This is a genomic window from Streptomyces sp. NPDC048254, from assembly GCF_043201895.1.
Taxonomy (GTDB): domain Bacteria; phylum Actinomycetota; class Actinomycetes; order Streptomycetales; family Streptomycetaceae; genus Streptomyces.
Genome location: NZ_JBICZJ010000026.1, coordinates 88,769 through 113,416, shown reverse-complemented (window position 1 = coordinate 113,416; position 24,648 = coordinate 88,769). Strand labels below are relative to the sequence as shown.

Annotated in this window: 22 protein-coding genes; 11 read left to right on the top strand and 11 right to left on the bottom strand. The window is 67.7% G+C overall.

Annotation, left to right across the window (positions count from 1 at the left end; genetic code table 11):
* The first annotated feature begins 10 nt into the window (after positions 1-10).
* From ACGFZQ_RS46275 to ACGFZQ_RS46260, 4 genes are all read left to right on the top strand, one after another.
* A complete protein-coding gene (locus ACGFZQ_RS46275) occupies positions 11-1,540 on the top strand; it encodes an aldehyde dehydrogenase (NADP(+)) (protein ID WP_393845554.1) in 1,530 nt (509 codons plus the stop codon).
* Positions 1,541-1,689: 149 nt separating this feature from the next.
* Positions 1,690-2,298 carry a DUF1349 domain-containing protein gene (locus ACGFZQ_RS46270; RefSeq protein ID WP_393845553.1) on the top strand — a complete coding sequence of 203 codons (609 nt, stop codon included), beginning with the start codon at positions 1,690-1,692 and terminating at the stop codon, positions 2,296-2,298.
* Positions 2,299-2,364: 66 nt separating this feature from the next.
* The gene (locus tag ACGFZQ_RS46265; protein ID WP_393845552.1) at positions 2,365-2,868 is read left to right on the top strand and encodes a GNAT family N-acetyltransferase; all 504 of its coding nucleotides are present in this window, start codon (positions 2,365-2,367) and stop codon (positions 2,866-2,868) included.
* A 1,082-nt stretch (positions 2,869-3,950) separates the two neighbouring features.
* Positions 3,951-5,162, top strand: a complete 1,212-nt coding sequence (locus tag ACGFZQ_RS46260; RefSeq protein WP_393845551.1) for a helix-turn-helix transcriptional regulator — start codon at positions 3,951-3,953, stop codon at positions 5,160-5,162.
* Between the two features lie 1,234 nt (positions 5,163-6,396).
* Here ACGFZQ_RS46260 and ACGFZQ_RS46255 read toward each other — a convergent pair.
* The 6 genes from ACGFZQ_RS46255 to ACGFZQ_RS46230 form a co-directional block, all read right to left on the bottom strand.
* Complete coding sequence (locus tag ACGFZQ_RS46255) at positions 6,397-6,654, bottom strand: hypothetical protein (protein ID WP_393845550.1); 258 nt, start codon at positions 6,652-6,654, stop codon at positions 6,397-6,399.
* A 16-nt stretch (positions 6,655-6,670) separates the two neighbouring features.
* On the bottom strand, positions 6,671-7,150 hold the full coding sequence (locus ACGFZQ_RS46250; protein WP_393845549.1) for a phage terminase small subunit P27 family: 480 nt from the start codon (positions 7,148-7,150) through the stop codon (positions 6,671-6,673).
* Between the two features lie 567 nt (positions 7,151-7,717).
* Entirely contained in the window at positions 7,718-8,005 is a 288-nt protein-coding gene (locus ACGFZQ_RS46245; protein ID WP_393845548.1) for a hypothetical protein, read from the bottom strand.
* Positions 8,006-8,412: 407 nt separating this feature from the next.
* The gene (locus ACGFZQ_RS46240; RefSeq protein WP_393845547.1) at positions 8,413-8,895 is read right to left on the bottom strand and encodes a hypothetical protein; all 483 of its coding nucleotides are present in this window, start codon (positions 8,893-8,895) and stop codon (positions 8,413-8,415) included.
* A complete protein-coding gene (locus ACGFZQ_RS46235) occupies positions 8,895-9,179 on the bottom strand; it encodes a hypothetical protein (RefSeq protein WP_393845546.1) in 285 nt (94 codons plus the stop codon). The genes ACGFZQ_RS46240 and ACGFZQ_RS46235 overlap by 1 nt, the downstream gene beginning before the upstream one ends.
* Positions 9,180-11,354: 2,175 nt before the next feature.
* Positions 11,355-13,046, bottom strand: a complete 1,692-nt coding sequence (locus ACGFZQ_RS46230) for a recombinase family protein (RefSeq protein ID WP_393845545.1) — start codon at positions 13,044-13,046, stop codon at positions 11,355-11,357.
* A 117-nt stretch (positions 13,047-13,163) separates the two neighbouring features.
* On the opposite strand from ACGFZQ_RS46230, the gene ACGFZQ_RS46225 reads away from it, so the two are divergent.
* Positions 13,164-13,868 (top strand): DsbA family oxidoreductase, encoded by a 705-nt coding sequence (locus ACGFZQ_RS46225; RefSeq protein ID WP_393845544.1) that lies wholly within the window; start codon positions 13,164-13,166, stop codon positions 13,866-13,868.
* Positions 13,869-13,965: 97 nt separating this feature from the next.
* Positions 13,966-15,027 carry an aminotransferase class V-fold PLP-dependent enzyme gene (locus ACGFZQ_RS46220; protein ID WP_393845543.1) on the top strand — a complete coding sequence of 354 codons (1,062 nt, stop codon included), beginning with the start codon at positions 13,966-13,968 and terminating at the stop codon, positions 15,025-15,027.
* Positions 15,028-15,174: 147 nt separating this feature from the next.
* Here ACGFZQ_RS46220 and thpD read toward each other — a convergent pair whose 3' ends face one another.
* The 5 genes from thpD to ACGFZQ_RS46195 form a co-directional block, all read right to left on the bottom strand.
* Positions 15,175-16,062 (bottom strand): ectoine hydroxylase, encoded by an 888-nt coding sequence (thpD, locus tag ACGFZQ_RS46215; protein ID WP_393845542.1) that lies wholly within the window; start codon positions 16,060-16,062, stop codon positions 15,175-15,177.
* 3 nt (positions 16,063-16,065) lie between these two features.
* Complete coding sequence (locus ACGFZQ_RS46210) at positions 16,066-16,464, bottom strand: ectoine synthase (protein ID WP_351496114.1); 399 nt, start codon at positions 16,462-16,464, stop codon at positions 16,066-16,068.
* A 31-nt stretch (positions 16,465-16,495) separates the two neighbouring features.
* Complete coding sequence (gene ectB, locus ACGFZQ_RS46205; RefSeq protein WP_351733097.1) at positions 16,496-17,767, bottom strand: diaminobutyrate--2-oxoglutarate transaminase; 1,272 nt, start codon at positions 17,765-17,767, stop codon at positions 16,496-16,498.
* 10 nt (positions 17,768-17,777) lie between these two features.
* Positions 17,778-18,293, bottom strand: coding sequence for a diaminobutyrate acetyltransferase (gene ectA / locus ACGFZQ_RS46200; RefSeq protein ID WP_393845541.1), 516 nt, complete (start codon positions 18,291-18,293; stop codon positions 17,778-17,780).
* Between the two features lie 338 nt (positions 18,294-18,631).
* On the bottom strand, positions 18,632-19,732 hold the full coding sequence (locus ACGFZQ_RS46195; protein WP_393845581.1) for a pyridoxal-phosphate-dependent aminotransferase family protein: 1,101 nt from the start codon (positions 19,730-19,732) through the stop codon (positions 18,632-18,634).
* Between the two features lie 228 nt (positions 19,733-19,960).
* Between ACGFZQ_RS46195 and ACGFZQ_RS46190 the strand changes: the two genes are divergently transcribed.
* From ACGFZQ_RS46190 to ACGFZQ_RS46170, 5 genes are all read left to right on the top strand, one after another.
* The gene (locus ACGFZQ_RS46190) at positions 19,961-20,815 is read left to right on the top strand and encodes an ABC transporter substrate-binding protein (RefSeq protein ID WP_393845540.1); all 855 of its coding nucleotides are present in this window, start codon (positions 19,961-19,963) and stop codon (positions 20,813-20,815) included.
* Entirely contained in the window at positions 20,812-21,645 is an 834-nt protein-coding gene (locus ACGFZQ_RS46185) for an amino acid ABC transporter permease (protein ID WP_351733102.1), read from the top strand. The genes ACGFZQ_RS46190 and ACGFZQ_RS46185 overlap by 4 nt, the downstream gene beginning before the upstream one ends.
* The gene (locus ACGFZQ_RS46180) at positions 21,642-22,421 is read left to right on the top strand and encodes an amino acid ABC transporter ATP-binding protein (protein WP_393845539.1); all 780 of its coding nucleotides are present in this window, start codon (positions 21,642-21,644) and stop codon (positions 22,419-22,421) included. The genes ACGFZQ_RS46185 and ACGFZQ_RS46180 overlap by 4 nt, the downstream gene beginning before the upstream one ends.
* 92 nt (positions 22,422-22,513) lie before the next feature.
* A complete protein-coding gene (locus tag ACGFZQ_RS46175) occupies positions 22,514-23,605 on the top strand; it encodes an amidohydrolase family protein (protein WP_393845538.1) in 1,092 nt (363 codons plus the stop codon).
* 142 nt (positions 23,606-23,747) lie between these two features.
* Positions 23,748-24,635 carry an SCO1860 family LAETG-anchored protein gene (locus tag ACGFZQ_RS46170; protein WP_393845537.1) on the top strand — a complete coding sequence of 296 codons (888 nt, stop codon included), beginning with the start codon at positions 23,748-23,750 and terminating at the stop codon, positions 24,633-24,635.
* The last annotated feature ends 13 nt before the right edge of the window (positions 24,636-24,648 follow it).

The window sequence follows — 24,648 nt, the reverse complement described above, 5'->3', positions numbered from 1 at the left end:
GGGACCCGCGGTGACAGCAGCACCAGTCTGGAGTGTCGACCCGCGCACCGGGAAGCAGCGGGAACAGGTTGCGGTGGAGGCCACAGTTGAAGAGGTGGACGCCGCCGTCACCGCGGCGCACGCCGCACGCGGCTCCCTGGCCGACCGCACGGTCCGCGCGGCCTTCCTGCGGTCCGCCGCCGCCGGACTCGACGCGGCCAAGGACCACCTCGTGGAGGCCGCCGACGCCGAGACCGCGCTCGGCCCGGTCCGGCTGACCGGCGAACTCGCCCGCACCACCTACCAGCTGCGCGCTTTCGCCGACATCGTCGACGAGGGCGCCTTCCTCGACGTCATCATCAACCACCCCGACGCCACCGCCACCCCGCCCGTCCCCGACCTGCGCCGCTACAAGGTCCCGCTGGGCGTCGTCGCCGTCTACTCCGCCTCCAACTTCCCCTTCGCCTTCTCGGTCGCCGGCGGCGACACCGCGAGCGCGCTGGCCGCGGGCAACCCGGTCGTCGTCAAGGCCCACCCCGACCATCCGGGCCTGTCCGAGCTGGTCGCCAAGGTGCTGCGCCGGGCCGCCGCCCAGCACGGCATCCCCGCCGAGGTGCTCGGTCTCGTGCACGGCTTCGAGGCCGGTATCGAGCTGATCAGGCACCCGCTGATCGCCGCGGCCGGCTTCACCGGTTCGGTACGGGGTGGCCGCGCGCTCTTCGACGCCGCCGCCGCGCGTCCGGTCCCGATCCCCTTCCACGGCGAGCTGGGCTCCCTCAACCCCGTCCTCGTCACGGAGGCCGCGGCCGCCGAGCGCGGCGGGGAGATCGGCACCGGGCTCGCCGGGTCGATGACGCTGGGCGTCGGCCAGTTCTGTGTGAAGCCGGGCCTGGTCCTGGTGCCGGCCGACGCCGCCGGTGACGGCCTGCTCAAGTCCCTCACGGACGCGGTCAGCGACACCGACGCGGGGGTGCTGCTCGACCACCGGATGCGGGACAACTTCGTCGCCGGGGTCGCCGAGCGCGCCGAGCTCCCCGACGTGGAGAGCCCGGTGACGCCGGGGGCGGGCGGCGAGCACACCGTCAGCGCGGGGTTCCTCACGGTGCCGGCCAGTCGGCTGGCCGAGGAGGGGGCGTACGACCTGCTCCTGGAGGAGTGCTTCGGGCCGGTGACCGTGGTGGTCCGGTACGCGGACCGGGGTGAGGCGACGGCGGTGCTGTCGCGGCTGCCGGGGAATCTCACGGCGACGGTGCACGTCTCCGCCGAGGAGGCCGCGGGGGAGGGGCTCGGGGCGGAGATCCTCGCGGAGCTCACGCCGCTGGCCGGGCGGGTGCTGGTCAACGGGTGGCCGACGGGGGTTGCTGTGGCCCCGGCCCAGCATCACGGTGGGCCCTACCCCGCTACGACGTCCACGTCTACTTCTGTGGGCGGTACGGCCATCGAGCGGTGGTTGCGGCCGGTGGCGTATCAGGGGGTGCCGTCGGCTCTGCTGCCGGTGGAGTTGCGGGATGAGAATCCGCTGGGGCTTCCTCGGCGGTTCGACGGGGTGCTGGAGCGGTAGTGCCGAGGGGGCGCGGGATGCGTCGCGGGGTGCCGGTCCGATGTGGCTGGTCGCGCCCACGCGGCGGAGCCGCATATCGGCACAGCCCCGCGCCCCTTAGGTTGGCTGTACCTTGGTCGGCTTCGAAGTTCTGCTGACACAATTCGACCATGGACGTGAAACTTCCCGAACTGCCCTTCCCCCTCCGTACCTACGGGCCCGACGGGCACTGGTTCTACGAGGACGGTGTGCTCACCGGGTGGGCCGGGGCCCGGCAGGACCGGTTCGTGTCGCCGACCGGGGAGGCCCTGGACCCCGCCTCGGACGCGCCCCGGCTGCTCGGGGCGCCCGAGGGGGACTTCCAGCTGATCGCCCGGGTCACCGTCGGCTTCGGTGCCGCCTTCGACGCCGGTGTGCTGTACGTCCATGTCGGCGACCGGGCCTGGGCCAAGCTCTGTCTGGAGAACTCCCCGGACGTCCCCACCGTCTGCACGGTGGTCACCCGGGGGCACTCCGACGACTCCAACGCCTTCACCGTGGAAGGGAGTTCGGTCTGGCTGCGGATCAGCCGGACCGGGCGGGCGCTCGCCTTCCACGCCTCCCGCGACGGCAAGAGGTGGGTCTTCGTGCGGCTGTTCACGCTGGGCGGGGAGAAGGAGACGGAGGACGCGCTGGTCGGCTTCATGACCCAGTCGCCGATAGGGGAGGGGTGCGTGGTGACGTACGACCACATCGAGTTCAGGCCCGACTGGCCGGCCGACCTCCGCGACGGAAGCTGAGCCGGACGGCCACGGCGAAAAGGACGGCCACGGAACCGGCGCGGGCGCGGTCACGTCCTCCGTTGCATGATCAGTGACCCCCTGAAGGGGCTGCGGGTGATCCGTACCGCCCTGCCCGCCGAGGCCGAGAAGATCGCCGCGCTGCACCACCGGGCCCGGTCGACGTACTACCCGGACGGTCTCCCGGACGACGGCACGGACTGGACGGCGGTGTGGCGGGAGGCCGTTCAGCGGCCCGCCGGGCAGGTGCTGTGCGTAGTGGAAGCAGGCGTGATCACCGCGGTCGCCTCCTTCCGCACGCCGGAGGGCGCCCCCGCTGAAACGGTCAAGCTGTTCCAGTTCCATGTCGACCCCGGTAACTGGCGAGCCGGTACCGGCACCGCGCTGCACACCGCCTGTCTGGAGCAGTGGCGGGCCGACGGCCGGCGGACGGCCGTGCTCGACGTGCACACCGACAACCGGCGGGCCCAGGCCTTCTACGCCCGCCAGGGCTGGGTGCCGGACCCGGAACACCCGCCCGCCGACGGCGACCACCACCTGTGTCTGCGGTACACGGTGGACGGGGAATGAAGCGGGCTGTTTGAAGGTTCAGACACTTGAGAGACGTCTTACTACCTGGAGAGCCGACAACATGCGCGTCGAGATCTGGAGCGACATCGCCTGCCCGTGGACCAACAGAGCCATAGGTTAGCGCACGGCCCCTGACCTGCATAGATGCGCGAAAGGCCCCGCCCATCTGCCGGGGGAGACAGACGGACGGGGCCGAGGAACCCGCGCCGGTCGGCGTCGGCCACGGGTGGTCAGCGGACGGCCGCGAGGAAGTACCCGAGGAACCCCGCCAGCAGGAACGCAGCGAGCCGCCAGCGAGCCCCCGCCAATGTCTTCACGCCGACTGTTCGGCAGGCTCGGGATTCCTCACCCGGTTTTGGTGCCCGAATTCCCGGTGAACCCTCATCGCTGACAGCGTGGCCAGCGCCAACAGCGGGTCATTCATGCGGGCACTCGCGCTGACATTGCCTCGCAGCGCTGCGCACACAACGCAAGAATCCGGGTCCACCGGTCCGGGCCGAGGTTCCCGCAGCCATCGGTCAACGTCTTTCAACTCTGTCTCCCCTTGGCTTGGCACAGCGCGCATGGGAACGGGCACGGGGGAGGTGTGGCGGTCGGTGGGAGGTAGACCACACCGGAACGTACATCCATCCCACCGCCGTACTCGGTCCACCAACCGTCAGGGGAGCCCGCGTAGGGGCTGTCAGGGGCATCAACGAGGCCTATCAGCTCAGGGGCCGGTAAGGCGCTCACGCGGACGCTCAGACGCTTTGCGGGGGACGTCACCGCCTCGCCCGCCGCTTGAGTTCCCTCGGGTCGTCACAGTCCACGTGCCGGTAAACGACGACCGGCGAGCCCGATTGGCGTTCCAGCTCACCCCGTCGGCAGCGCTCAAGGGACTTGATCGGCTTCATGCACGCCGGGCACGTCTCCCCCGACGGGGCAAACGTCGTGTACTCCCACTGTCGGGCGTCCGTGTCCGCTGTGCTTTGGCTCGCCATGGTCGCTGTCCCCTCGGTCGGCATTCGTCGTCCAGGGTCCGGCCGGAATGGATCTCCGACTAGCGGCCACGTGTCGGCCAACTGTCGGCCAGAATTGAAGACATGAGCGGAATCGGGGCCAACATCCGGCGACAGCGGGAACGGCTCGGCTGGAGTCAGGCACGGCTAGCGCGGGAGGTTTGCCGGGCCGCTGGTGTCACTGGTGATCCGGTCGGCCGCCAGGAAGTGAGCCGGTGGGAGACGGGAAAGCGCACGCCGCGCGAGTGGTTGCCGTTCCTCGCTGCCGCTCTTGGGGTTCCCGTGGACACCCTCGCAGCGCCACAGACGGCCGCCGAGCCGCCTTTGCCGACACTGGCCGACTTCCTGCCCGCCGAGGACCCGCTAGAGCCGCTACGCGGCCGTACAGGCGGCCGTCTCGGCATGGGCCAGGTGGACGACTTGCAACAGCGGGTGCACGGCCTACGGCTCGCGGACGACTTCCTAGCTGGTGGGGATCTCATGCGGCCCGCGCTACGCGAACTCCGAAAAGCCGTTCGAATGTTCCGCGAGCACAGTTACTCCGAACTGACGGGCCGTCAGCTTTTGGTGCAGATTGGGGAACTGGCCCAAATCGCCGGATGGATTGCCAGCGATGCCGGACAGCATGAGGAAGCCGAACGCATTTACCGGCTCGGTCTCAGCGCGGCAACGCAAGCCGAGGACCGGACACTAGCCGGAAACCTTGCCGGTTCCCTCGCATACCAACTCAGCAATATCGGCCGGGAAGTTGAGGGGCTAGACCTTTCCCGCGCTGCGCTGGACGGGGCCGGGCCGGACGCTCCCCCGAAAGCCCGCGCGCTGTACCTCGATCGGGTGGCATGGGCGGCCACGAAAGCGGGCGGTACCGAGAACGCACAGCACGCAATGCGGGCCCTCGGAGAGGCAAGCCAAGCGCTCAGCGAGGACAGCGACGGAATCGAGTCACCGTCCTACCTCTATTGGGTGGATGCCGGAGAATTGCGCGTCATGGAATCCCGCGTCTACACAGAACTGCGCCGCCCCCTCCGCGCTGTCCCCTTGCTGCGGGAAGTGCTCAGCGAATACGACGCAACGCATACGCGCGAATTGGCGCTCTACCTCTCGTGGCTTGCTATTGCCTACGCCGACGCGAACGAGCCCGAGGAAGCGGCGGCCACGGCGGAACGCATGCTCACGCTGTCGGCCGACATTGCCAGCGAGAGGACAGCGGAAAGGGGGCGCGTTGTGCTGGCCCGGCTCGCTGAATACGCCGACGTTCCCGAGGTTCGGGCGGTACTCGACAGCGCGGCTGCGTGAGCACCTAGGAACGTTCCTAGGTGCAGAGCATTACGACGGATCGACGGAGGAATAGTCAGCATGGGACGCACGTTGGGTGACATCGAACACGTGGGGGCTTGCCGGTTCGAGTGGATCGAGCAGCGGCCGACCGGGGAACTTTGCGGGTGGTTCTTCATGGACTACCCGGACAGTGAGCCGGACGTAACCCACCGGCTTTGGATCATTGCAGGCACGATGCCGAATGGGGAGCCCAGCTACTTTGTCCAGCCGGGACCCGGAGAGAATCCCGGTTGGCCTCTCCCTTCGCTGGAAATGGCGGTCGGGTACCTCATTGGATGGTTCACCGGTCGCGACGAGTGGTGAGCGAGAGGACAGTGGAACGGGGGCGCGTTCTGCCCTCCCAGGTTCGGGCGGTACTCGACAGCGAGGCGGCCTAGATACCTGCGATCCGAAGGTAGCGAAACCCCTTGGGAATGCTGGGAAGTGACCGCGCTGGAAGCGACAGCCGGCTGAAACCCGCCCTTTCTTTCTAAGGTGGTCCCAAACGCGAAAACCCCCTACGCCTTCCCTCGCGGTGAGGGTGTGACGTAGGGGGTTCGTCATGCGCACCTAGGAACGTTCCGAGGTGGTCACGCGTCCGTATCCGATCCGGTCAAGGTAACGGCGTCCAGTGCGAGCGGACACGCCGAAATGGTCGGCCACAACCTGACCGGTCAGCGGTCGCCCGTGGCGGGATTCGAGGACGGTCACAGCGGCGCGGATATCGTCATCACTCGGCGGGCCGTCCGGTGCATTGTCCTCGCTGTCCGGCTCGCTGTCCGCGTTGAAGTCCTGCCATAGGGAAGTGTCCGGCCATACGCCATTCTGAGGGGCCACCGCTGGCCGGTCAGTCTCCTCGGTTGGCCGAATGTCCGTGACGCTCTTAGCGGGCCGCTCAGCGCGGTGCATTCGCCACACGGTCAGCGGGAACACGGCGTGCAATCCAGCGGACACCCATGTATCGACAGCGGACAGGGATTCCGTCGTGAGGACACCGGCCACATTCGCGGCCACGGCAACGGCCACGGCTAGGGCGACGTCACGGCCCGTCCGGACAGCCCAAATCATGAATAGGTCAACGGCCACGGGAACGGCCGGTGCAACGGTCTCGGGCACGCCATGAGACAGCGCTAGGTCACGCTCCACAGCGAAGCTAATAACCATGGCCGCAGCGAGCGCGGCATAGCGGACAGCGTCCGTAAACGATATGAGCCTAAGCACTCGCTGCCTCCCGCTTGCGCCGTGTCTCCTGGTATTCGCGCACGAGGTGGGCAGGCATTCCGGCATAGCGGATGTTGTCAAAAGCCTGCATCCGAGTCACGCGCTTACGGTTCTCGATTGCTTCGCGCTTCTCCTCGATTGCTTCCCGCTCCCGGTACTTACGCCGTGCCGCTGTCATCCGCTCGGCCCACCGAGGTATCTCAAGCTCGGCCCATCGTGCTAGCTCGGCGCGGTACTCATCGGCAATCATTTCCGCACTCCAATTCTCAGTCCCAAATCCCGTCCGGGTCGTCGTCCTCGTCCGGCGCTGTCACAGTGATTCGGGCAGCAGCGGACGGCGACAGCCCTAGCTCAACTCGGGCAGCGCGCAGGATTCCCGAGTAAGTGTTGATCACCGTCGTGGCTGGATTCTTGACGAGAGTTCCATTTGCGCCGACGACGAGTAGGCCGTCCCGGCTGATAATCCGCTCGGCCTGCCATACACGAGCCTGCGCCGTGCAGAACGAAATGACGACCTCTCGCTGAGCATCCGTGATTCGAGTTGCGGCAGACAGCGCAGGAACGATGCGCCGCCAGATATCCGACGCGTCCGCCTTGACCTTTCCAGCGTCCGGGCCGTCACCAATCACCGTGGACCAATCCGGCTCAGTGAGATCACTCGGCGAAAGAGATAGTCGGTCGGCGTGACGGTCGGGCCGGTACGTTCCCTCTCGCCGGTGCTGATCGATTGGCTTAGCCAGGGTCATTGGGGTTCCTCCAGGGGAATGAATTGGCGCAGGTCACGCCACAGAAAAGGCTTAGAACTGCCATCACGTCTTTCTGCCTCCCTGCCGCGCCGGATTTGAGTGGGAGGGGAGGCACCCCCCACCCCCTACGGTCAGAACGGCGGCACATCATCGAACCGGCCACGCTGAACGCGCTGTTCTGCCTCACGCTGCGAACGCCGCTCAGCGAGGAATCCGCCCGGCTCCCGCTTAGGCCGCTCCTTGGCGTCACATGCCTTGCACAATGGCCGAAGGTGCGTAACGGCATCGGGATTGCGCTCACCTCTCGCTATCAAGTCACGTCGACTGATCGGCCAATGGTCAGCAACCTGTGCCCGTTGCCCGCAGAGAACACACCACGGATTGCGGTAGATAAACCTTGGTTGCACGCGCTCACGCCAGTCACGGCCGTAATACGAGCCGCCCCGGTTTACCCGCTGCGCTGCTCGCTGTCTCGTGTGCTCGGGGCACGTGCTGTCTTTACCGCGTACCGACTCGGGGCACCCCGGCTGAGCGCAGGGGCGAGGTGGCTTTGATGGCACAGGGGGCTCACAATCCAAAGGGCGGGCAGGTAATAGCGCTGAACAGTTCCTCATCCGTGAGGCCCTGCATTTCCTCTATGACGTCCATCTCTTGCTGTACGTCGTCCAGTTCGTACAGGTCATCCAACGCAGCGAGGATCACGTCATGGATTGCCTGTACGAGTTGCGCCGCCCTTTCGGAATCAGGTTTCCCCTCAGCGAGCATGCGCCGGATTTCATCCGCGTATCCATGCGCATAGCCCAAGGATTGGGTGAGAGACTCAGCGTGCGAGGGGGCGCAATCGTCGGCCAGCATGTGTCAGCTCCTTCCCGCCAGCACACGCGCCAGCGAAGTTGTGCACGGGCATAGACGCAGGTCAGAAAGGGGGCCAGTTTTTGCCGGCTCTGGCCCCCTCTTGCGACAGCGAACGGCCGCAGCCTAAGCGGGCGGGTTCACGATTCCCGCCACACACGGACAGTCTCAGGGTCTCCCCAATTGGGCAGCGGGAGCTTAGGGATTGCGATTGGAGCCCGTCCGTGATCCAACGGATAAGCCCCCGCAGGATGGACGCTGTACGTCTCTCCCGTGAGTCCACGCGCATAACGAATGGGGTTGCTGTTCACGTCCGTCGGTTGTATCGGCTTACCGCTCGCGTCGCGCGGCCAATTGGGAAACGTCCCAGCCGGACCCGGATCTAGGAGGTTGTCAGGAGTGGTCGCCATTTACGCCTCACCGCCGCTCACGTAAGCCTCACGCTTAGCGTCCAGCTCATCTGCGAAATCAGCGGCAATCTCCCCGGCTCGCTGCTCGGCGGCATTAATGACGTCGTCCATGATCGTCGCGTCATAGATGCGATTTTCCGGAATGGTTGCCGTCTCGCCCAAACGGTTCTGTGCATCCTGTGCGGCAGTCAGGATGTGTCCGCGCTTGAAACGGTGCGCCCGGTACTCGGCGAATGCTTCGAACCAAGGCTCATTAGAGACAAGCTCATAGAACCGCGCCCGCGCCGCCTTTTCCGCCTCGCTGTTCGCCTCCTCCTCAGCACGCCAAGTCTCCTTGACCCGGTGGGCGTACTCGATCTCTCGTGCATCGCGCTCAGCGGCCAGCGTCGCAGCCTTCTCAGCCTCGGCCGCCTCAAGGGCCGCTAGCTCCTGCGCCGCCTTTTCAGCGGCAGCACGGGCCTTCTCTAGCTTCGCGTCAGTCATCAGGCGTTGCCTCCGAGGTTCTTGTAAGCGGCTGCAATTCGATCCCCACCCGTCGAGTCGGCAGGGCCGGAAACGTCACGGCCGGAAGCGGCAGCAGCCTTCTTGCCGTCCTGGTAGTAACCCAGCGCCATACGCGACTCAGGGCTAAGAGATCCGCCACTAGACGCAAGTGCGGCGGCATTCTCCATTGCAGTGCTGTAGTTCCAGGACTCGGCACGAGCGCGCAGAACACTTGCAATAGCCGCGTCGGTCATCCCGGAATCAATGTGATCGCGAGTAGTCATGAATCCTCCTTGATCGCTAGACCAGCAAAGTACTTTCGCCGGTCACTTCGAAAGTGTCGGTATCCAGCGCTACGCACGAGCCGCGTAAACGAACCCAGCGGGACCGGGCCCACACCGTTTCGCGCGGCCCACCTATTCACAGCGCCGAACAGTTCGTTTTGGTCAACGACTGCGGGGGCGTCAGCCGTGACCGCGCGCAGGGCAGCGAACACGACAGCCCGGTACGCGGCATCATCGTGCATTGCGGAAACCTCCAGGTACGAAAAAAAGCCCTCTTGCGCGGTCTCGGCATAGACCAGGCAAGAGGGCTTTACCGGCGAGGACTACGCCGCTTTGCGCGCACGTAGAACTACCCGCCGAAGAATTGGGGAAGGGTTGCGGATGCCGCCGCAGAAAGAGCACCTAGGAACGTTCCTAGGTGGTGGCGACCAGTCAGGGGGCATGTGGCGCACCAGCCTGACCAGTCATCACCCGTGGAAACAGTTTCCGGCTGTCCGCAATCCAGAGAGTGAGTTAGCTAAGTCCTAGAGCCTGGATTGCCGGATTATCCGATGACAGTGCGCGCATTGATATCCGACCGTTACGAGCCGGCTCGGGCCCTCAGCGCCTTCCTAAGCGCCTCGCGGGAATGCTCGGGCGGGGAAGTGCAGCAGGCCGAGGAAAGCCGCTCAGAGGGTCGCACGGAGGCTTTCCACTAGGCCGCATGCTTCCGCTGTCGGTAAGCCTTTTGCTTGTGAGCATTCGAGCAGTAGCGGCGGGCGCGCGTAGCGCCATCCCATCCCGCGCTGTTCTCGCATCCGTCCAGTTCGCAGACAGCCTCCCAGCGGGACTCTTCCGCCTCAGCCTTGGCTTGCTCGGCGCACTCCTCGGAACAGAAACGCTGACGGGTGTTCTTCGGCTCGTACGCGTCTCCACAGCGCTCACAGTCGCGACCCAATAGTTTCGCCGCGTACTCAGCGGCCGTCAGCTTGCGTGCGCGCTTACGGGCCTGCCTACAGGCATTCGAGCAGACGACCCGCTGTCGGCCGGTTAGGACGGTGTCGCATACCTCGCACCGAGGATCACCGATAATCAAGGTCAGGTCAGTCCTTCCAGGGGGTGTTACGTTGCGGCATGTAGTTGTACCTAGTTGCGGTATTGCTAGTAGGACTCCTATAGATATATCTAGAATGTAGTTCACTTCTACACAAACTACATTTCTAGAGTTTCTGTACTAGCTCCCCGCTCCTCGCTGTTCGCTCTTGGCTCGGTAAGCCCGCTTTTTGCAAGCCTCCCCGCAGTACATGCGCGGACGTCCCGTGCTTGACTGTGCAAGCGTCTCGCCGCAAGTCACGCATACGCCGCCCGGAGTGGACGCATATTCGGCACGGAGGGCATTTTCTATCCGTTCCCGCAGAGCCTCTCCGTCTTTGAATCCTTGGGACCCTGCCGCCCATAGCAGAGTCTCAGCCTCGGCCAGGAGGGAAAGAAGTTCTTTCTTGGTCATGGGGCTTAGTTCCTTTCGGGATGGGGTGTGCAGCCCTAAAGTCCGTTAGGGGACAAAGGGAGGTTTCTAAACGAGATTTAGGGACACGGAGGGGGTCACTAAAGAGAGTTGAGGGACAGGGCGTGTACCCGAAAGTCCCTAAACTCCGGAAAGGAAAACCCCGCCATCTCTGACGGGGGTATCTGCTAGGCCGCTTCCGCGATAAGCAGCGCGAGCCGGGCCGCCTGCCGATCCGGGGAGTTCCCCAAGTTGGCACGGAAAGCGCGAACGAGTCGGCCGCGCTTTGTATCCCTCTCGCTGGCCCACGCGTCCATACGCGCGCTCAGCGTCTCCAGGTCAAGCGTGTTCGTGATGGGCACCGCGCAACCTCCCTGTCGTCTCTCCTGCTGCGGGTTCGGGGTCCAGAGAGCGTGTGGGTTAAGTGGCACTTTCTGACGCACCATCAGATAACTTGGCGAAAGCTCTGTGCGGCCGTCTGCGGGCCGTCTGCGGCTCTCTCGGCGTGCCGGAGGCAACGGGAATGGCTCAGACGGCCGTCTGTGGCTTCCTTCGGGGCTGTTGTCGGCAAGCGCGGCGAACCCCTCGGCGCTGGCCGGTCGTTGAGAGCCCATGTACGGCTGTCTGCGGGCGCGAGAAAGCCCCGGCGGGGAAATCCCTCACCGGGGCTCTCGGAGTGCCTTACGGGCCGTCTAGAGGTTCTGCTCTCGCGTCCTCTCGACGTGCTTCACGCCCGCTTCAAAGGCTGCTCCCCATGCCGGGTCGCTCGCCTCCCGCCAGTGGAACTCCAGCCGGTCATACGCGGGCACTCGGTACCCCCGACCCTGAGACGCCTTGAGGACGATTCCCTTGTTTGTCAGCGCGGCCCGCAGCAATGCCCACTGTCCGGCGATACCGGCCCCGTTCCACAGCGCGGCCAGTGCTTCCGGGTCCATCAGCGGGGTGAGGTCGGCTTCCCGTGTCAGTTCGGTCAACTCAGCCTTTAGCGCGGTGATCTGCTCGGCCACCTGCACGCGCATGCTGTCGAACATGTCCTCGGTCATGCGGCCGAGAACAAAGAACTCCTTGTTGAGCTTTATCTCTCGGCCTACCGCTGATTCAAGGGCGGCCGTTACCTGCATCTTGCGCGCCTCCTTTTCCGGGTCCTTGTAAGCCAGCCACTCACGGGCGATTTCTTGCAGTGTGGCCGACTCGGGGGACAGGCTCAGAATGTGCCCGAACCACGCTTGCGTAACGGCGTCGTCGGCGCGCTCCCGTCCGATGGAAACTCCCTCGCAGACGTGCGCCCCCTCGTTGGTCCGGGCGTAGCACCGGTAAGCGGGCCCGCTGCTGACTTCCTTCACGCCACAGCGACCACAGTGCATGATCCCCGAAAGAAGGTTGGAGATCTCACGCTTACCACGCGCTCGGTTTCCTACGGGGCCGTGCTTCTGCGCGCGACTCGCGAGAATTTCGTTGATCTTGATGTGTTCCGCGAACGTGATGACGCCCTCGCCGCAGGAAACGGGGTTCCCTTTCTTGTCGAACAGCGGAGTACCGCCCCGGTGATATTTCCCCGTCCAGCGTCCGTTCTTGTCGAGCATTCTTTCCCGCTGTGCGACGAGACCGGCCCAAGTCACAGCGTGTACCAGGGCGATGATTCCCGTTGCCTGCCAGTTCCGGCCGTGACGCGTCTTCAAGCCTTCCTCGTTGAGCGTGGCAGCGATCCATGCGGGGGTCTTTCGATCCAACAGGTACTCGGCGATTCGCCGGGCCGTCGGGTACTCCTCGGGGTTGGGCTCTAGGCGTCCCTCACCCTTCACAGCGCGCAAGCCGTAGGGCGTTACGCCGCCGGTCCATTTGCCGTCCGCCTTATGCGCGTCCATGCCCAGCTTGACGAAATCGCCAAGGTCTTTCACTTGGTCGCGCGCCTGTTCGCTCAGGAAGGCAAGCACTGTGCGGGAAGTGCGAGAGTCCAACCCCTCGGACACTACGAATATGTACGCGCCCTGTTCCTCGAACGTGTCGAGCAAGAGGCCGACTTGTCCCATGCCTCGGCGGGAGAGTCGAGAGGTCTTGTAGACGTAGAGCGCTTTCGAGAGTCCAGCTTCCGTGACGGCCGCTGTTGCTTTCTCGAATTCCTCGCGTCGGATGTAGCTCTTGCTTGCGCTTTTTTGCTCGAACCAGACGTGGCGCACTTTCTTGTTTTCCTTGACGCCCTGCGCGCACATGCGGCGGACCTGTTCGCGAAGCGCGCTTAGGGAGTCCTTTTTCTTGGAACGGCGGACGTACATTTCCGCGAGTTCAGCGGGGGCACCTACGGCCGGGGTCCAGAGCCCAAGTTCTTTGAGTTCGTCGTCCTCGAACCCGAGGGCCCGCAGTGCGGGGTAGTCGTCGCGGTGCATCTGTCTCGGTCCTGTCTCCAGAGTCGGACCGCCCCGGCACTGCGGTGCTCTCCCGGCTCGGCGGAATCCTTCGAGGTTTCCGAGCGTGCCGGTTAAGAACCGCAGGTCAGAGCAGTTATGGCTCTGTTGGTCCAAGCCTGCCCGTGGTGCTACGTGGGCAAGGCCCGCTTCGAGAAGGCGCTCGCCGCCTTCCCGCACCGCGACGAGGTCGAGGTCGTGCACCGCTCCTTCGAGCTGGACCCCGGCCGCGCCAAGGACGACGTCCAGCCGGTGCTGGCGATGCTCACCAAGAAGTACGGCATGAGTGCGGCGCAGGCCCAGGCCGGCGAGGACAACCTGGGTGCCCAGGCCGCCGCCGAGGGTCTCGACTACCAGACCCGCGGCCGGGACCACGGCAACACCTTCGACATGCACCGGCTGCTGCACTTCGCCAAGGAGCAGGGCCGGCAGGACGAGCTGATCCAGCTCCTGTACCGGGCGAACTTCGCCGAGGAGCGGTCGCTGTTCACCGAGGGCGCCGAGCGGCTCGTCGAGCTGGCCGTGGCGGCCGGGCTGGACGCTGAAGCCGTGCGCGGCGTGCTCGCCGACCCGGCCCGCTACGCCGACGACGTCCGCGCCGACGAGCGCGAGGCCGCCGGGCTCGGCGCGAACGGGGTGCCCTTCTTCGTCCTCGACCGGAAGTACGGGGTCTCCGGCGCCCAGCCCGCCGAGGTCTTCACCCAGGCGCTCGGCCAGGCCTGGGGCGCGCGTTCCCCGCTCCAGCTCATCGACGAAGGTGGCGCCGCCTGCGGGCCGGACGGGTGCGCGGTGCCGCAGCACTGAGAAACCCCAGGTCAGAGCGGTCGTATAAGCAGTGCTTAGCGGTTCTGCGTAAAAATCCGCAATGGACGGGGGGTTCCGTGGGCCGCAGAGTGGAGCCATGGAGACCACGGAGACGTTCGAGAGCCTCGTCCGCGCCGAGTTCGCCCCGAAGAGCACCTACCTCAACACCGCCAGCAACGGCCTGCTGCCCGCCCGCACCGTAGCCGCCCTGCACGAGGCGGCCCTGCTGCGGGCCGAAGGCCGGCCGCTGACCTCGCTGTACGAGGACGTGGAGGCCACCCGGGCCGCGTACGCCCGGCTGGCCGGCGTCCCCGCGACCCGGGTCGCGGTGGGCGCCTCGGTCGCCGCGCACTCCGGTGTGATCGCCGCCTCGCTGCCCGCGGGCGCCGAAGTCCTCACCGCGGAGGACGACTTCACCTCCGTGCTGAACCCGTTCCACGTCCGCGGCGACCTCAAGGTCCGCGCCGTGCCGCTGGAGCGGATCGCCGAGTCGGTCCGCCCCGGCACCGCGCTGGTCGCGGTCAGCGCCGCCCAGTCCGCCGACGGCCGCCTCGCCGACCTGCCCGCTCTGCGGGAGGCCGCCCGCGAGCACGGGGCGCGTACCTACGTCGACTTCTCCCAGTCCGCCGGCTGGCTCCCGATGGACGCCGACGGCTACGACTTCTCGGCCGCGGTCTCCTTCAAGTGGCTGCTCGGCCCGCACGGCACGGCCTTCCTCGTGGTCCCCGAGGACTTCGGCGGGCTGACCCCGCTGCTGGCCGGCTGGGTCGCGGGCGAACAGCCATGGGACAGCTGCTACGGCCCGGTCACCGAACTCGCCCACTCCGCCCGCCGTTTCGACCTCACCCACGCCCTGTTCACCTTCGCGGGCCTGCGCCGCTCCCTCGACCTGATCGAGGAACTCGGGGTGGCCGCCGTCCACGCCCACGACGTGGCCCTCGCCGACCGGTTCCGGGCCGGACTCGCCGCCCTCGGCCACGCGCCCCTGCCCGCCCCGGGCTCGGCGATCGTCTCGGTGCCGGGACTCGGGGGCCGCCAGCCCGAACTGAGCCGCGCCGGCATCGAGGTCTCCAACCGGGCGGGCAACCTGCGGGCCGCGTTCCACCTGTACAACACCGCCGAGGACGTGGACCGGCTCCTGGACGTGCTCGGCGGCTGACGACACGACCGGGCCGGGACCCCGTCCCACGGGAGGTCCCGGCCCGGCCGGCTCAGGAGGAGATCACCGCACGGGCGTGAAGTCCCGCGCCCCGATGCGGTGTCCGACGGCCGCTGCGCGGCGGGCCGGTCGGTTGGGTGACCGTGTTCACCGGACGGGCGTGAAGTCCCGCGCCCCGATGAACTCCGGACGTCGTACCGGAGCCGAGAACGGTTCCACCGCCGTGTTCTCCACGCTGTTGAACACGATGAAGACGTTGCTGCGCGGGAACGGCGTGATGTTGTCGCCGGAGCCGTGCATGCAGTTGCAGTCGAACCAGGTCGCCGAACCGGCCCGGCCCGTGAACAGCTTGATGCCGTACTCGCCGGCCATCGCGGTCAGCGCCTCGTCCGAGGGCGTGCCCGCGTCCTGCATCTGCAGCGACTTCTTGTAGTTGTCCTCGGGCGTGGCGCCGGCACAGCCCAGGAACGTCCGGTGCGAGCCCGGCATGATCATGAGCCCGCCGTTGGTGTCGTGGTTCTCGGTCAGCGCGATCGAGACCGACACGGTCCGCATGTTCGGCAGTCCGTCCTCGGCGTGCCAGGTCTCGAAGTCCGAGTGCCAGTAGAAGCCACTGGCCCCGAACCCGGGCTTGACGTTGATCCGCGACTGGTGGACGTAGACGTCCGAGCCGAGGATCTGCCGGGCCCGGCCGACCACCCGCTGGTCGCGCACCAGGTTCGCGAACACCTCGCTGATCCGGTGCACCTCGAAGACCGAGCGGATCTCCTTGGACTTCGGCTCGACGATCGAGCGCTCGTCGGCCCGGATCGCCGGGTCGGCGACCAGCCGCTCCAGTTCCTCCCGGTACACGGCGACCTCGTCGTCCGCGAGGAGCTGGTCGATGGCGAGGAAGCCGTCCCGCTCGAAGGCCTCCAGCCGGTCCGTGGCGATCGGCCCGGCCGCACCGGGCGCCGACCAGACGACCGGGTCCTTGCGGGGTACGGAGACCTCGACCGGGCCACGGCTCGGGTACAGGTCGGTGATCGTGATCATGGGTCAGCCCTCCTCCGTCAGCAGGGGATAGACGCCGTTCTCGTCGTGGTCCTCCCGGCCGGTGACCGGCGGGTTGAACACGCAGATGCACCGGAAGTCCTCCTTTACGCGCAGCGTGTGCCGCTCGTGCCCGTCGAGGAGGTACATGGTGCCGGGCGTGATCGTGTACGACGTCCCGGTCTCACGGTCGGTCAGCTCGGCCTCGCCCTCGACGCAGACCACGGCCTCGATGTGGTTGGCGTACCACATCGACGTCTCCGTGCCCGCGTACAGGATCGTCTCGTGTACCGAGAAGCCGACCCGCTCCTTGGCGAGGACGATGCGTTTGCTCTCCCAGGTCCCGGACGCGGCCTTGACATGCCGGTCGGTGCCTTCGATCTCCTTGAACGAACGGACGATCACGGTGGTGTACAGCCTCCTTGCTAGATCCTGGTCAGACGGTTTCCCGGACGGCCCGGGCGAGGATGCTCAGCCCCTCGTCCAGCTCGTCCGGGGTCGTGGTCAGGGCGGGCAGCAGCTTGACAACCTCGCTCTCCGGCCCCGACGTCTCGATGAGCAGCCCCAGTTCGAAGGCGCGCCCGGCGATCCGCCCGGCCCGCGCCTTCTCGTGGAACTCCATGCCCCACACCAGACCCCGGCCCCGGTACTCCCGCACGTCGGCGAGGTTCTCCTCGACGATCGCGATGAGCGCCTGCTCGACCTGCTCGCCCTTGGCCCGGGTCTGCTTCTCCATCGCCGGGCCGTCGGTCCAGTAGGACTCCAGGGCGGCGGTCGCGGTGACGAAGGCGGGGTTGTTGCCGCGGAAGGTGCCGTTGTGCTCGCCCGGCTCCCACACGTCGAGCTCGGGCCGGAACAGGCACAGCGACATGGGCAGCCCGTAGCCGCTGATGGACTTCGACACCGTGACGATGTCGGGGACGATCCCGGCCTCCTCGAAGGAGAAGAAGGCGCCGGTCCGCCCGCAGCCCATCTGGATGTCGTCGACGATCAGCAGCATGTCCTGCCGCTCGCACAACTCCTTGAGAGCGCGCAGCCATTCGGGGCGGGCGACGTTGATGCCGCCCTCGCCCTGCACGGTCTCCACGATCACCGCGGCGGGCTTGTTGAGGCCCGACCCCTGGTCCTCGAGCAGCCGCTCGAACCAGAGGAAGTCCGGGACGGTCCCCTCGAAGTAGTTGTCGAACGGCATCGGCGTCCCGTGCACCAGCGGGATCCCGGCCCCGGCCCGCTTGAACGCGTTGCCGGTGACGGCCAGCGACCCGAGGGACATCCCGTGGAAGGCGTTGGTGAACGACACGATCGCCTCGCGCCCCTTCACCTTCCGCGCCAGCTTCAGCGCGGACTCCACGGCGTTGGTGCCCGTCGGCCCCGGGAACATCACCTTGTACGGCAGGTCGCGCGGCCGCAGCACCAGGTCCTGGAAGGTCTGGAGGAACGACCGCTTGGCGGTGGTCGACATGTCGAGGCCGTGGGTGACCCCGTCGCGTTCCAGATAGTCGAGCAGCGCCCGTTTCAGCACGGGGTTGTTGTGGCCGTAGTTGAGTGATCCGGCGCCGGCGAAGAAGTCCAGGTACTCGTGGCCGTCCTCGTCGTACATCCGGCTGCCCCGGGCCCGGTCGAACACGGTCGGCCAGGCACGGCAGTAGCTGCGGACCTCGGACTCCAGGGTCTCGAAGACACTCAGGTCGGGCTGGGTGATGGTCACAGGAGGCTCCTCAGTGCGATGTGGGGGTCAAGGGGCCGATGCGGTACAGGACTTCGGGATCGTGCGGACCGTCGGGGAACTCGCCGGCCTCGAACAGCACGGTGCGCTCGACGGTGGCGCCGTGCCGGGCGGCGTACGAGGTGAACAGCCGCTCGGAGGCGGTGTTCCCGGGCGTGATGGTGGTCTCGACGGCGGTGAGCGGCCGTTCGGCGGCCACCTGCGCCGTCAGTCCGTCCAGCAGCTGCGCCGCTACACCGCGCCCGCGCTGCACGGCGTCCACGGCGACCTGCCAGACGAGCAGCGTGTCCGGGCGGTCCGGCCGGGTGTATCCGGTCACGAATCCGACGGGCTCGCCGTCCGCGCCGCGCGCCACCGCCGACGTGCCGGCGAAATCCCGGCACCACAGCAGATAGCTGTACGAGGAGTTCAGATCGAGGCTTCCGGAATCCTTTGCGATACGCCACAGGGCGGCGCCGTCGGTCACCATCGGGCGCTCGACGATCAGGTCTGCTTGTGGAGCGGTCATGCGGACTGAATTTAGCGAGGCAAATGCAAAAATGCACGGCAGGTGCTGTTGCCAGCCCCATCCGCCGTGCCCGTATGTACCGATATTTCCCACCACAAACCGGGCAAATGACCCGCTTATGTGGGGTGCGTCACAGGGTTGAAACCTGGATGAAATTCCCCCGGTTTAGCTCCGCAAAAAGCGGGCAGAAGATCTCGGGTAAGCCATCCGTCAAAATGGAATTCGGAATTGCTTTGAATTCAGGTGTCCTTAACGCTTTGGATACGCCGTCGACGGCGGTGCCGAGTCCCTCGGCGGGGGTGGCGCCGGCGGTGGCGCCACCCGTCCGTTTCCGGCCCCTATCGCCAGACGGACTCCACCGCCCGCCGGGCCCCCTCCAGGTCCACCGTCCGACCCTGCTTCGCCAGCCCCGCGCCGAGCGCCGCCAGGCTCGACCGGACCGCGCCCACCGTCGCGTCCACCCCGTAGTGGTTCACCCGGATCATCTCCGCGGCCAGCGCGCCCCCGCCCGCGGCCAGCGGCAGCGTGCCGTCGCCCGCCAGCGCCTCGGCGACCAGCTCCGAGGCCACCACGCCCGGGGGCACCCGCAGCGTCGTGGCGACCGGCGCCGCGTCCGACTCCTCGTACACATACGGCTCCAGGCCACCGCCCAGGGCCACCGCCCCGGCCCGGGTGGCCAGCGCGGCCGTACGGTGACGGCGCATCACCGTCTCCAGTCCGTCCGCCTCGATCCGCTCCAGGCACGCCTCCAGCGCCAGCATCTCCAGCTGCGCCGGCGCGTGCAGCAGCACCTTGCGGCCACCGTCGACCCAGCGCTCCTTCCAGTCCAGCAGCGACAGATACGACCGGCGCGGGGCCTGCGGGTTCGCCGCCATCCGGGCCCACGCCCGCGCGCTCACCGACACCGCCGAGACGCCGGCCGGACCGCCCATCGCCTTCTGTGCCCCGATCACGCACAGGTCCACGCCCCAGACGTCCGGCAGCACCGGCTCGGCCCCGACCGAGGCGACCGCGTCCAGATAGAAGAGGGCGCCCTGCTCGCGTACCACCGCGCCGATCTCCGCGACCGGGTTGGTGTTGCCGGTCGCCGCCTCCGCGTGCACCAGGGACACGAAGTCGATCTCCGGGTGCTCGGCGAAGGCCTCCCGGATCTGTGCGGCCGTCACCGCCGTGTGGAACGGCACCGTGAGGTCGATCACCGTCGCGCCGCAGTCCCGGAGCCAGTTCCCGAAGGTCTGCCCGTAGGGGCCGGTGATCACGTTCAGCGCGGTCGTTCCCGGCCCGGCCGCCGCCCTGATCGCGCCCTCCAGCGGCAGCAGCGCCTCGCCCTGCGTGATCACGACGTCCTGCCGGGTGCCGAGGAGCCGGGCCACGCGGTCCTCGATGGCGGCGAAGTGCGCGGCGCTCAGCGGGGGCAGGTCGAGGAAGGGGTGGGTCACGGCGGTGCTCTCTTCGCTCACGGAGGGGCAGATCAGCACGAGCGTAACCGGCACCCGTCTTACCTCTGGGACCGGTGGTGACCGGCGACTTCTTAGGCCGGACGGCCTCACGACCATCGGATTGGTTTGAGATACCCAAACATCTCCTTATAATCGGAACCCGCAGAAACGGAATCCAAAGCTCCCTCACAGCATCGCGGGGAGCCCCGCAGACCTACGGGAGGTCTCGTGACCACGCTCCTCGGGCACCGCCGGGCCCGCGCCCTGGCCGCCGTCACCGCCGCGGCCGGGCTGGCCCTCGTGGCCGGCTGCACGTCGAGCGGCAACGGCTCCAGCGCCTCCAGAACGGCCGCGGGCGGGGTCGAACTCGTCAAGGCCGGCCAGCTCACCACCTGCACCCATCTGCCGTACCCGCCGTTCCAGTCGGAGATCGACGGCAAGGTGCAGGGCTTCGACGTGTCGATGATCGACCTGGTCGCCAAGGACCTCGGCGTGAAGCAGCAGATCCTCGACACGCCCTTCGAGAACTTCAAGACCGGCGCCTTCCTCAACTCCGGCGAGTGCGACCTGGCCGCGGCCGGCATGACCATCACCGCCGAGCGCAAGAAGAACGTCGACTTCTCCGACCCGTACTTCGACGCCACCCAGGCCCTGCTCGTCGACAAGAACAGCGGCATCACCTCGCTCGCCGACGCGAAGGCCAAGAAGGTCCAGCTGGGCGCCCAGGCGCAGACCACCGGCGAGGACTACGTCAGGAAGCAGGGCTTCGACCCGGTCTCCTTCGAGTCCTCCGACGCCGTCCTCAACGGCCTGCGCACCGGCCAGGTCAAGGCCGTCGTCATCGACTACCCGGTGGTCCAGGGCTGGCTGAAGGACAAGGCCAACGCCGCCGCCTTCCAGGTCGCCGGGCAGATCAACACCGGTGAGCAGTACGGCTTCACGGTCAAGAAGGGCAACACCAAGCTGCTCGCCGCCGTCAACAAGGCGATCGCCGACGCGAAGGCCGACGGCACGTACAAGAAGCTGTACGAGAAGTGGATCGGCCCGTACGACGCGTCGGCCGCCTCTCCGGCCGCCTCATGACCACCACGGACACGGAACTCCAGCCTCGCAGGAAGGGCCTGACCCGGCGGCAGAAGCGCCGGCTGTCGCGCGGTGTGCAGTACGTCGTCTTCGTCGCCGCCGTGGCCGCCTTCGCGGCCGGCGCCGACTGGGGACGGCTGCAGAACCAGTTCGCCCAGTGGGACATCGCCCGGCAGATGTTCCCGGACGTCATCACGCTGGCGCTGAAGAACACCGTGCTGTACACGGTGTCCGGCTTCGTCGTCGGCCTCGCGCTCGGCATGCTGATCGCGCTGATGCGGCTGTCCTCCGTCGGCCCCTACCGCTGGCTGGCCGGCATCTACATCGAGATCTTCCGCGGCCTGCCCGCCCTGCTGATCTTCATCTTCATCGGGGTCGCGGTCCCGCTCGCCTTCCCCGGCACGGAGATCATCGGCGGCACCTACGGCAAGGTGGCCCTGGCCCTCGGCCTGGTCGCCGCCGCGTACATGGCCGAGACGATCCGCGCGGGCATCCAGGCGGTCCCCAAGGGCCAGCTGGAGGCGGCCCGTTCGCTGGGCTTCTCGCCGGCGCGGGCGATGATCTCGATCGTCCTCCCGCAGGCGTTCCGCATCATCCTCCCGCCCCTGACCAACGAGTTGGTGCTCCTCTTCAAGGACTCCTCCCTGGTCCTGTTCCTCGGCGTCACCCTGGAGGAGCGCGAACTGTCCAAGTACGGCCGCGACCTGGCCAGTACGACCGCAAACTCCACGCCGATCCTCGTCGCCGGCCTGTGCTACCTGCTGGTCACGATCCCGCTCGGCTTCGTGGTACGCCGTATGGAGGCGAAGGCCCAGGAGGCCGTCAGATGAGCCGACCCGAGACCGAGGTCAAGGACCTGCACAAGTCCTTCGGCGACAACGAGGTGCTGCGCGGCATCGACCTGGAGATCGGCCAGGGCGAGGTCGTGTGCGTCATCGGCCCGTCGGGCTCCGGCAAGTCGACCCTGCTGCGCTGCGTCAACCTCCTTGAAGAGCCCACCAAGGGCCGGGTGTTCGTCGGCGGCACGGAGCTGACGGACCCCGATGTCGACATCGACGCCGTACGCCGCCGTATCGGCATGGTCTTCCAGCAGTTCAACCTCTTCCCGCACCTCACGGTGACCGAGAACCTCACGCTGCCGCAGCGCCGGGTGCTCCGGCGGGACAAGGCGCGGGCCGCGCGGGTGGCCGCCGAGAACCTGGCCCGGGTCGGCCTCTCGGAGAAGGCGAACGCCTACCCCGCCTCCCTCTCCGGCGGCCAGCAGCAGCGCGTGGCGATCGCCCGCTCGCTGTCGATGGGCCCCGAGGTGATGCTCTTCGACGAGCCGACCTCGGCCCTCGACCCGGAGCTGGTCGGGGACGTGCTGGCGGTGATGCGGATGCTGGCCCGGGAGGGCATGACCATGATGGTGGTCACCCACGAGATGACCTTCGCACGGGAGGTCGCCGACCGGGTCGTCTTCATGGACGGCGGGGTGATCGTGGAGGACGGCACCCCGGCCCAGGTCATCGGCAACCCGCAGCATGAGCGCACTCGCCATTTCCTCTCGCGCCTGCTGGATCCGGCGATGGCGGACGTGGAAGAGGGCCAGGACAGCGCCCCGTAAGGGGCGCGGGGCTGTATGCGGTATGCGGCTACCGCCGCGTGGGCGCGACCAGCCACGTGGAAGCCCGCACCCGACGAACTATCGTGCGTCCCATGAGCGATCAAGCGGTGCTGCACGTAAAGGGACGGATCCTTGTCGGCCCCGACGACGTCCGCGACGAACTCTGGGTCCTCGGCGGACGCATCTCCTACGACCGCCCCTTCGGCACCCAGGACATCCGGACCGTCGAAGGCTGGGCCCTCCCCGGCTTGGTGGACGCTCACTGTCATGTCGGCCTTGGCCCACAGGGGCCGGTCGACCCGGCGACAGCCGAGTCGCAGGCCCTCACCGACCGCGAGGCCGGCACGCTGCTGATCCGGGACGCCGGGTCGCCCTCCGACACCCGCTGGGTCGACGACCGCGAGGACCTCCCGAAGATCATCCGAGCCGGCCGGCACATCGCCCGCACCCGCCGCTACACAAGGAACTTCGCCCACGAGATCGAGCCGGACGACCTGGTCGCGTACGTCGCCCAGGAGGCCCGGCGCGGCGACGGCTGGGTCAAGCTGGTCGGCGACTGGATCGACCGCGACCTCGGCGACCTCGCCCCCAGCTGGCCGCGGGACGCGGTGGAGGCGGCGATCACGGAGGCGCACCGGCTCGGCGCCCGGGTCACCGCCCACTGCTTCGCCGAGAACTCGCTCCAGGACCTGGTCGAGGCCGGCATCGACTGCATCGAGCACGCGACGGGCCTGACGGACGAGCTGATCCCCCTCTTCGCCGCGCGTGGCGTCGCCATCGTCCCGACCCTCGTCAACATCGCCACCTTCCCGCATCTCGCGGCCGGCGGTGATGCCAAGTTCCCGCGCTGGGCGGACCACATGCGCCGGCTGCACGAGCGCCGCTACGACACCGTCCGCGCCGCCTACGACGCCGGCATCCCGGTGTACGTCGGCACCGACGCCGGCGGCAGCCTCGCCCACGGCCTGGTCGCGGGCGAGGTCGCCGAGCTGGTCACCGCCGGGATCCCGCCCGTCGACGCGCTCGCGGCGACCAGCTGGGCGGCCCGCGCCTGGCTCGGCAGGCCCGGTCTGGAGGAGGGCGCACCGGCGGACCTGGTGGTGTACGGGAGCGACCCGCGCGCCGACGTACGCGTCCTCGCGTCCCCCCGCCGGGTGGTGCTGAACGGGCTGGTCGTCGAGTAAAGGAACGCCTGTGCCCGGCGGCTCGAATGCATTCACGGAAAGTCCACTAATGAGTGAAGTAACGGAGGATTGCCGCCTGTTCACCCACAGTGCGTAATTCTTGGCGGGTCCCGAGCAAGTTTCCTCTGGGGGTCCCACCACCTTGAACAGCGACACGTTCCGCATGCCCGCACGCCGTCTCGCGACCGTCGCGACGGCCACCGCCCTGGCCGCCGGTCCCGCGGCCCTGGCCGGCGCGGGCACCGCACACGCGACCACCGACCAGGGCCGGGCGAGCGCCGTCGTCCTCCGCACCGGCCTGGACGTCTCCCTCCTCGACAAGACCGTGAACGTCCCGCTCGCGGTCTCCCTGAACGAGGTCCAGGCACCGCGGAGCGCCGACCGCACCGCGCTGACCGCCACGCTCGACGGAGTGGACGGCGGCAAGCCGTTCAGCGTCCTCGGCGCGGACGTCGCCTCGACGAAGGCGACGGTCTCCGACAGCCTGGCCGAGGGCTCGGTGCACCTCGCCCACGCCCGGCTGCACCTGCCGGGCCTGCCCCTGCTGTCCCTCGTCGAACTCGACACGGTCACCTCCAAGGCCACCTGCGAGACCGGCAGACAGCCGGTGGCCTCCGCGAACGTGCTCGGCGCCGTCACGGTCCTCGGCAAGCGGGTGACGCTGAGCGCGGGCGGCCCCACCGACGTCAAGGTCCCCGGTGTCGGTGAGGTCCGCCTCGACCTCTCCAAGCGCGAGACGACGTCGAACACGGCGGCGGCCAGCGCCCTCGAACTCAAGATCTCCGTGAACCCGCTGAAGCTGAACGTGGCCGACGTGGAAGGAACGTTGACCCTGGCGAAGTCGACCTGCGAGACCCCGCCGGACCCGGCCGCCCCGGTGACCGACATCAAGCCCCAGGGCGCCCCGGCGAAGGAGACCAAGCTGGCGGAGACGGGCGGAACTTCGGTGACGCCGTATGTGGTGGGCGGCGCGCTGGCGTTGGTCGCGGCCGGTGGAGGAGCGGTGGCACTCGCCCGACGCCGGCGATAGCGCCCCGGCAGGG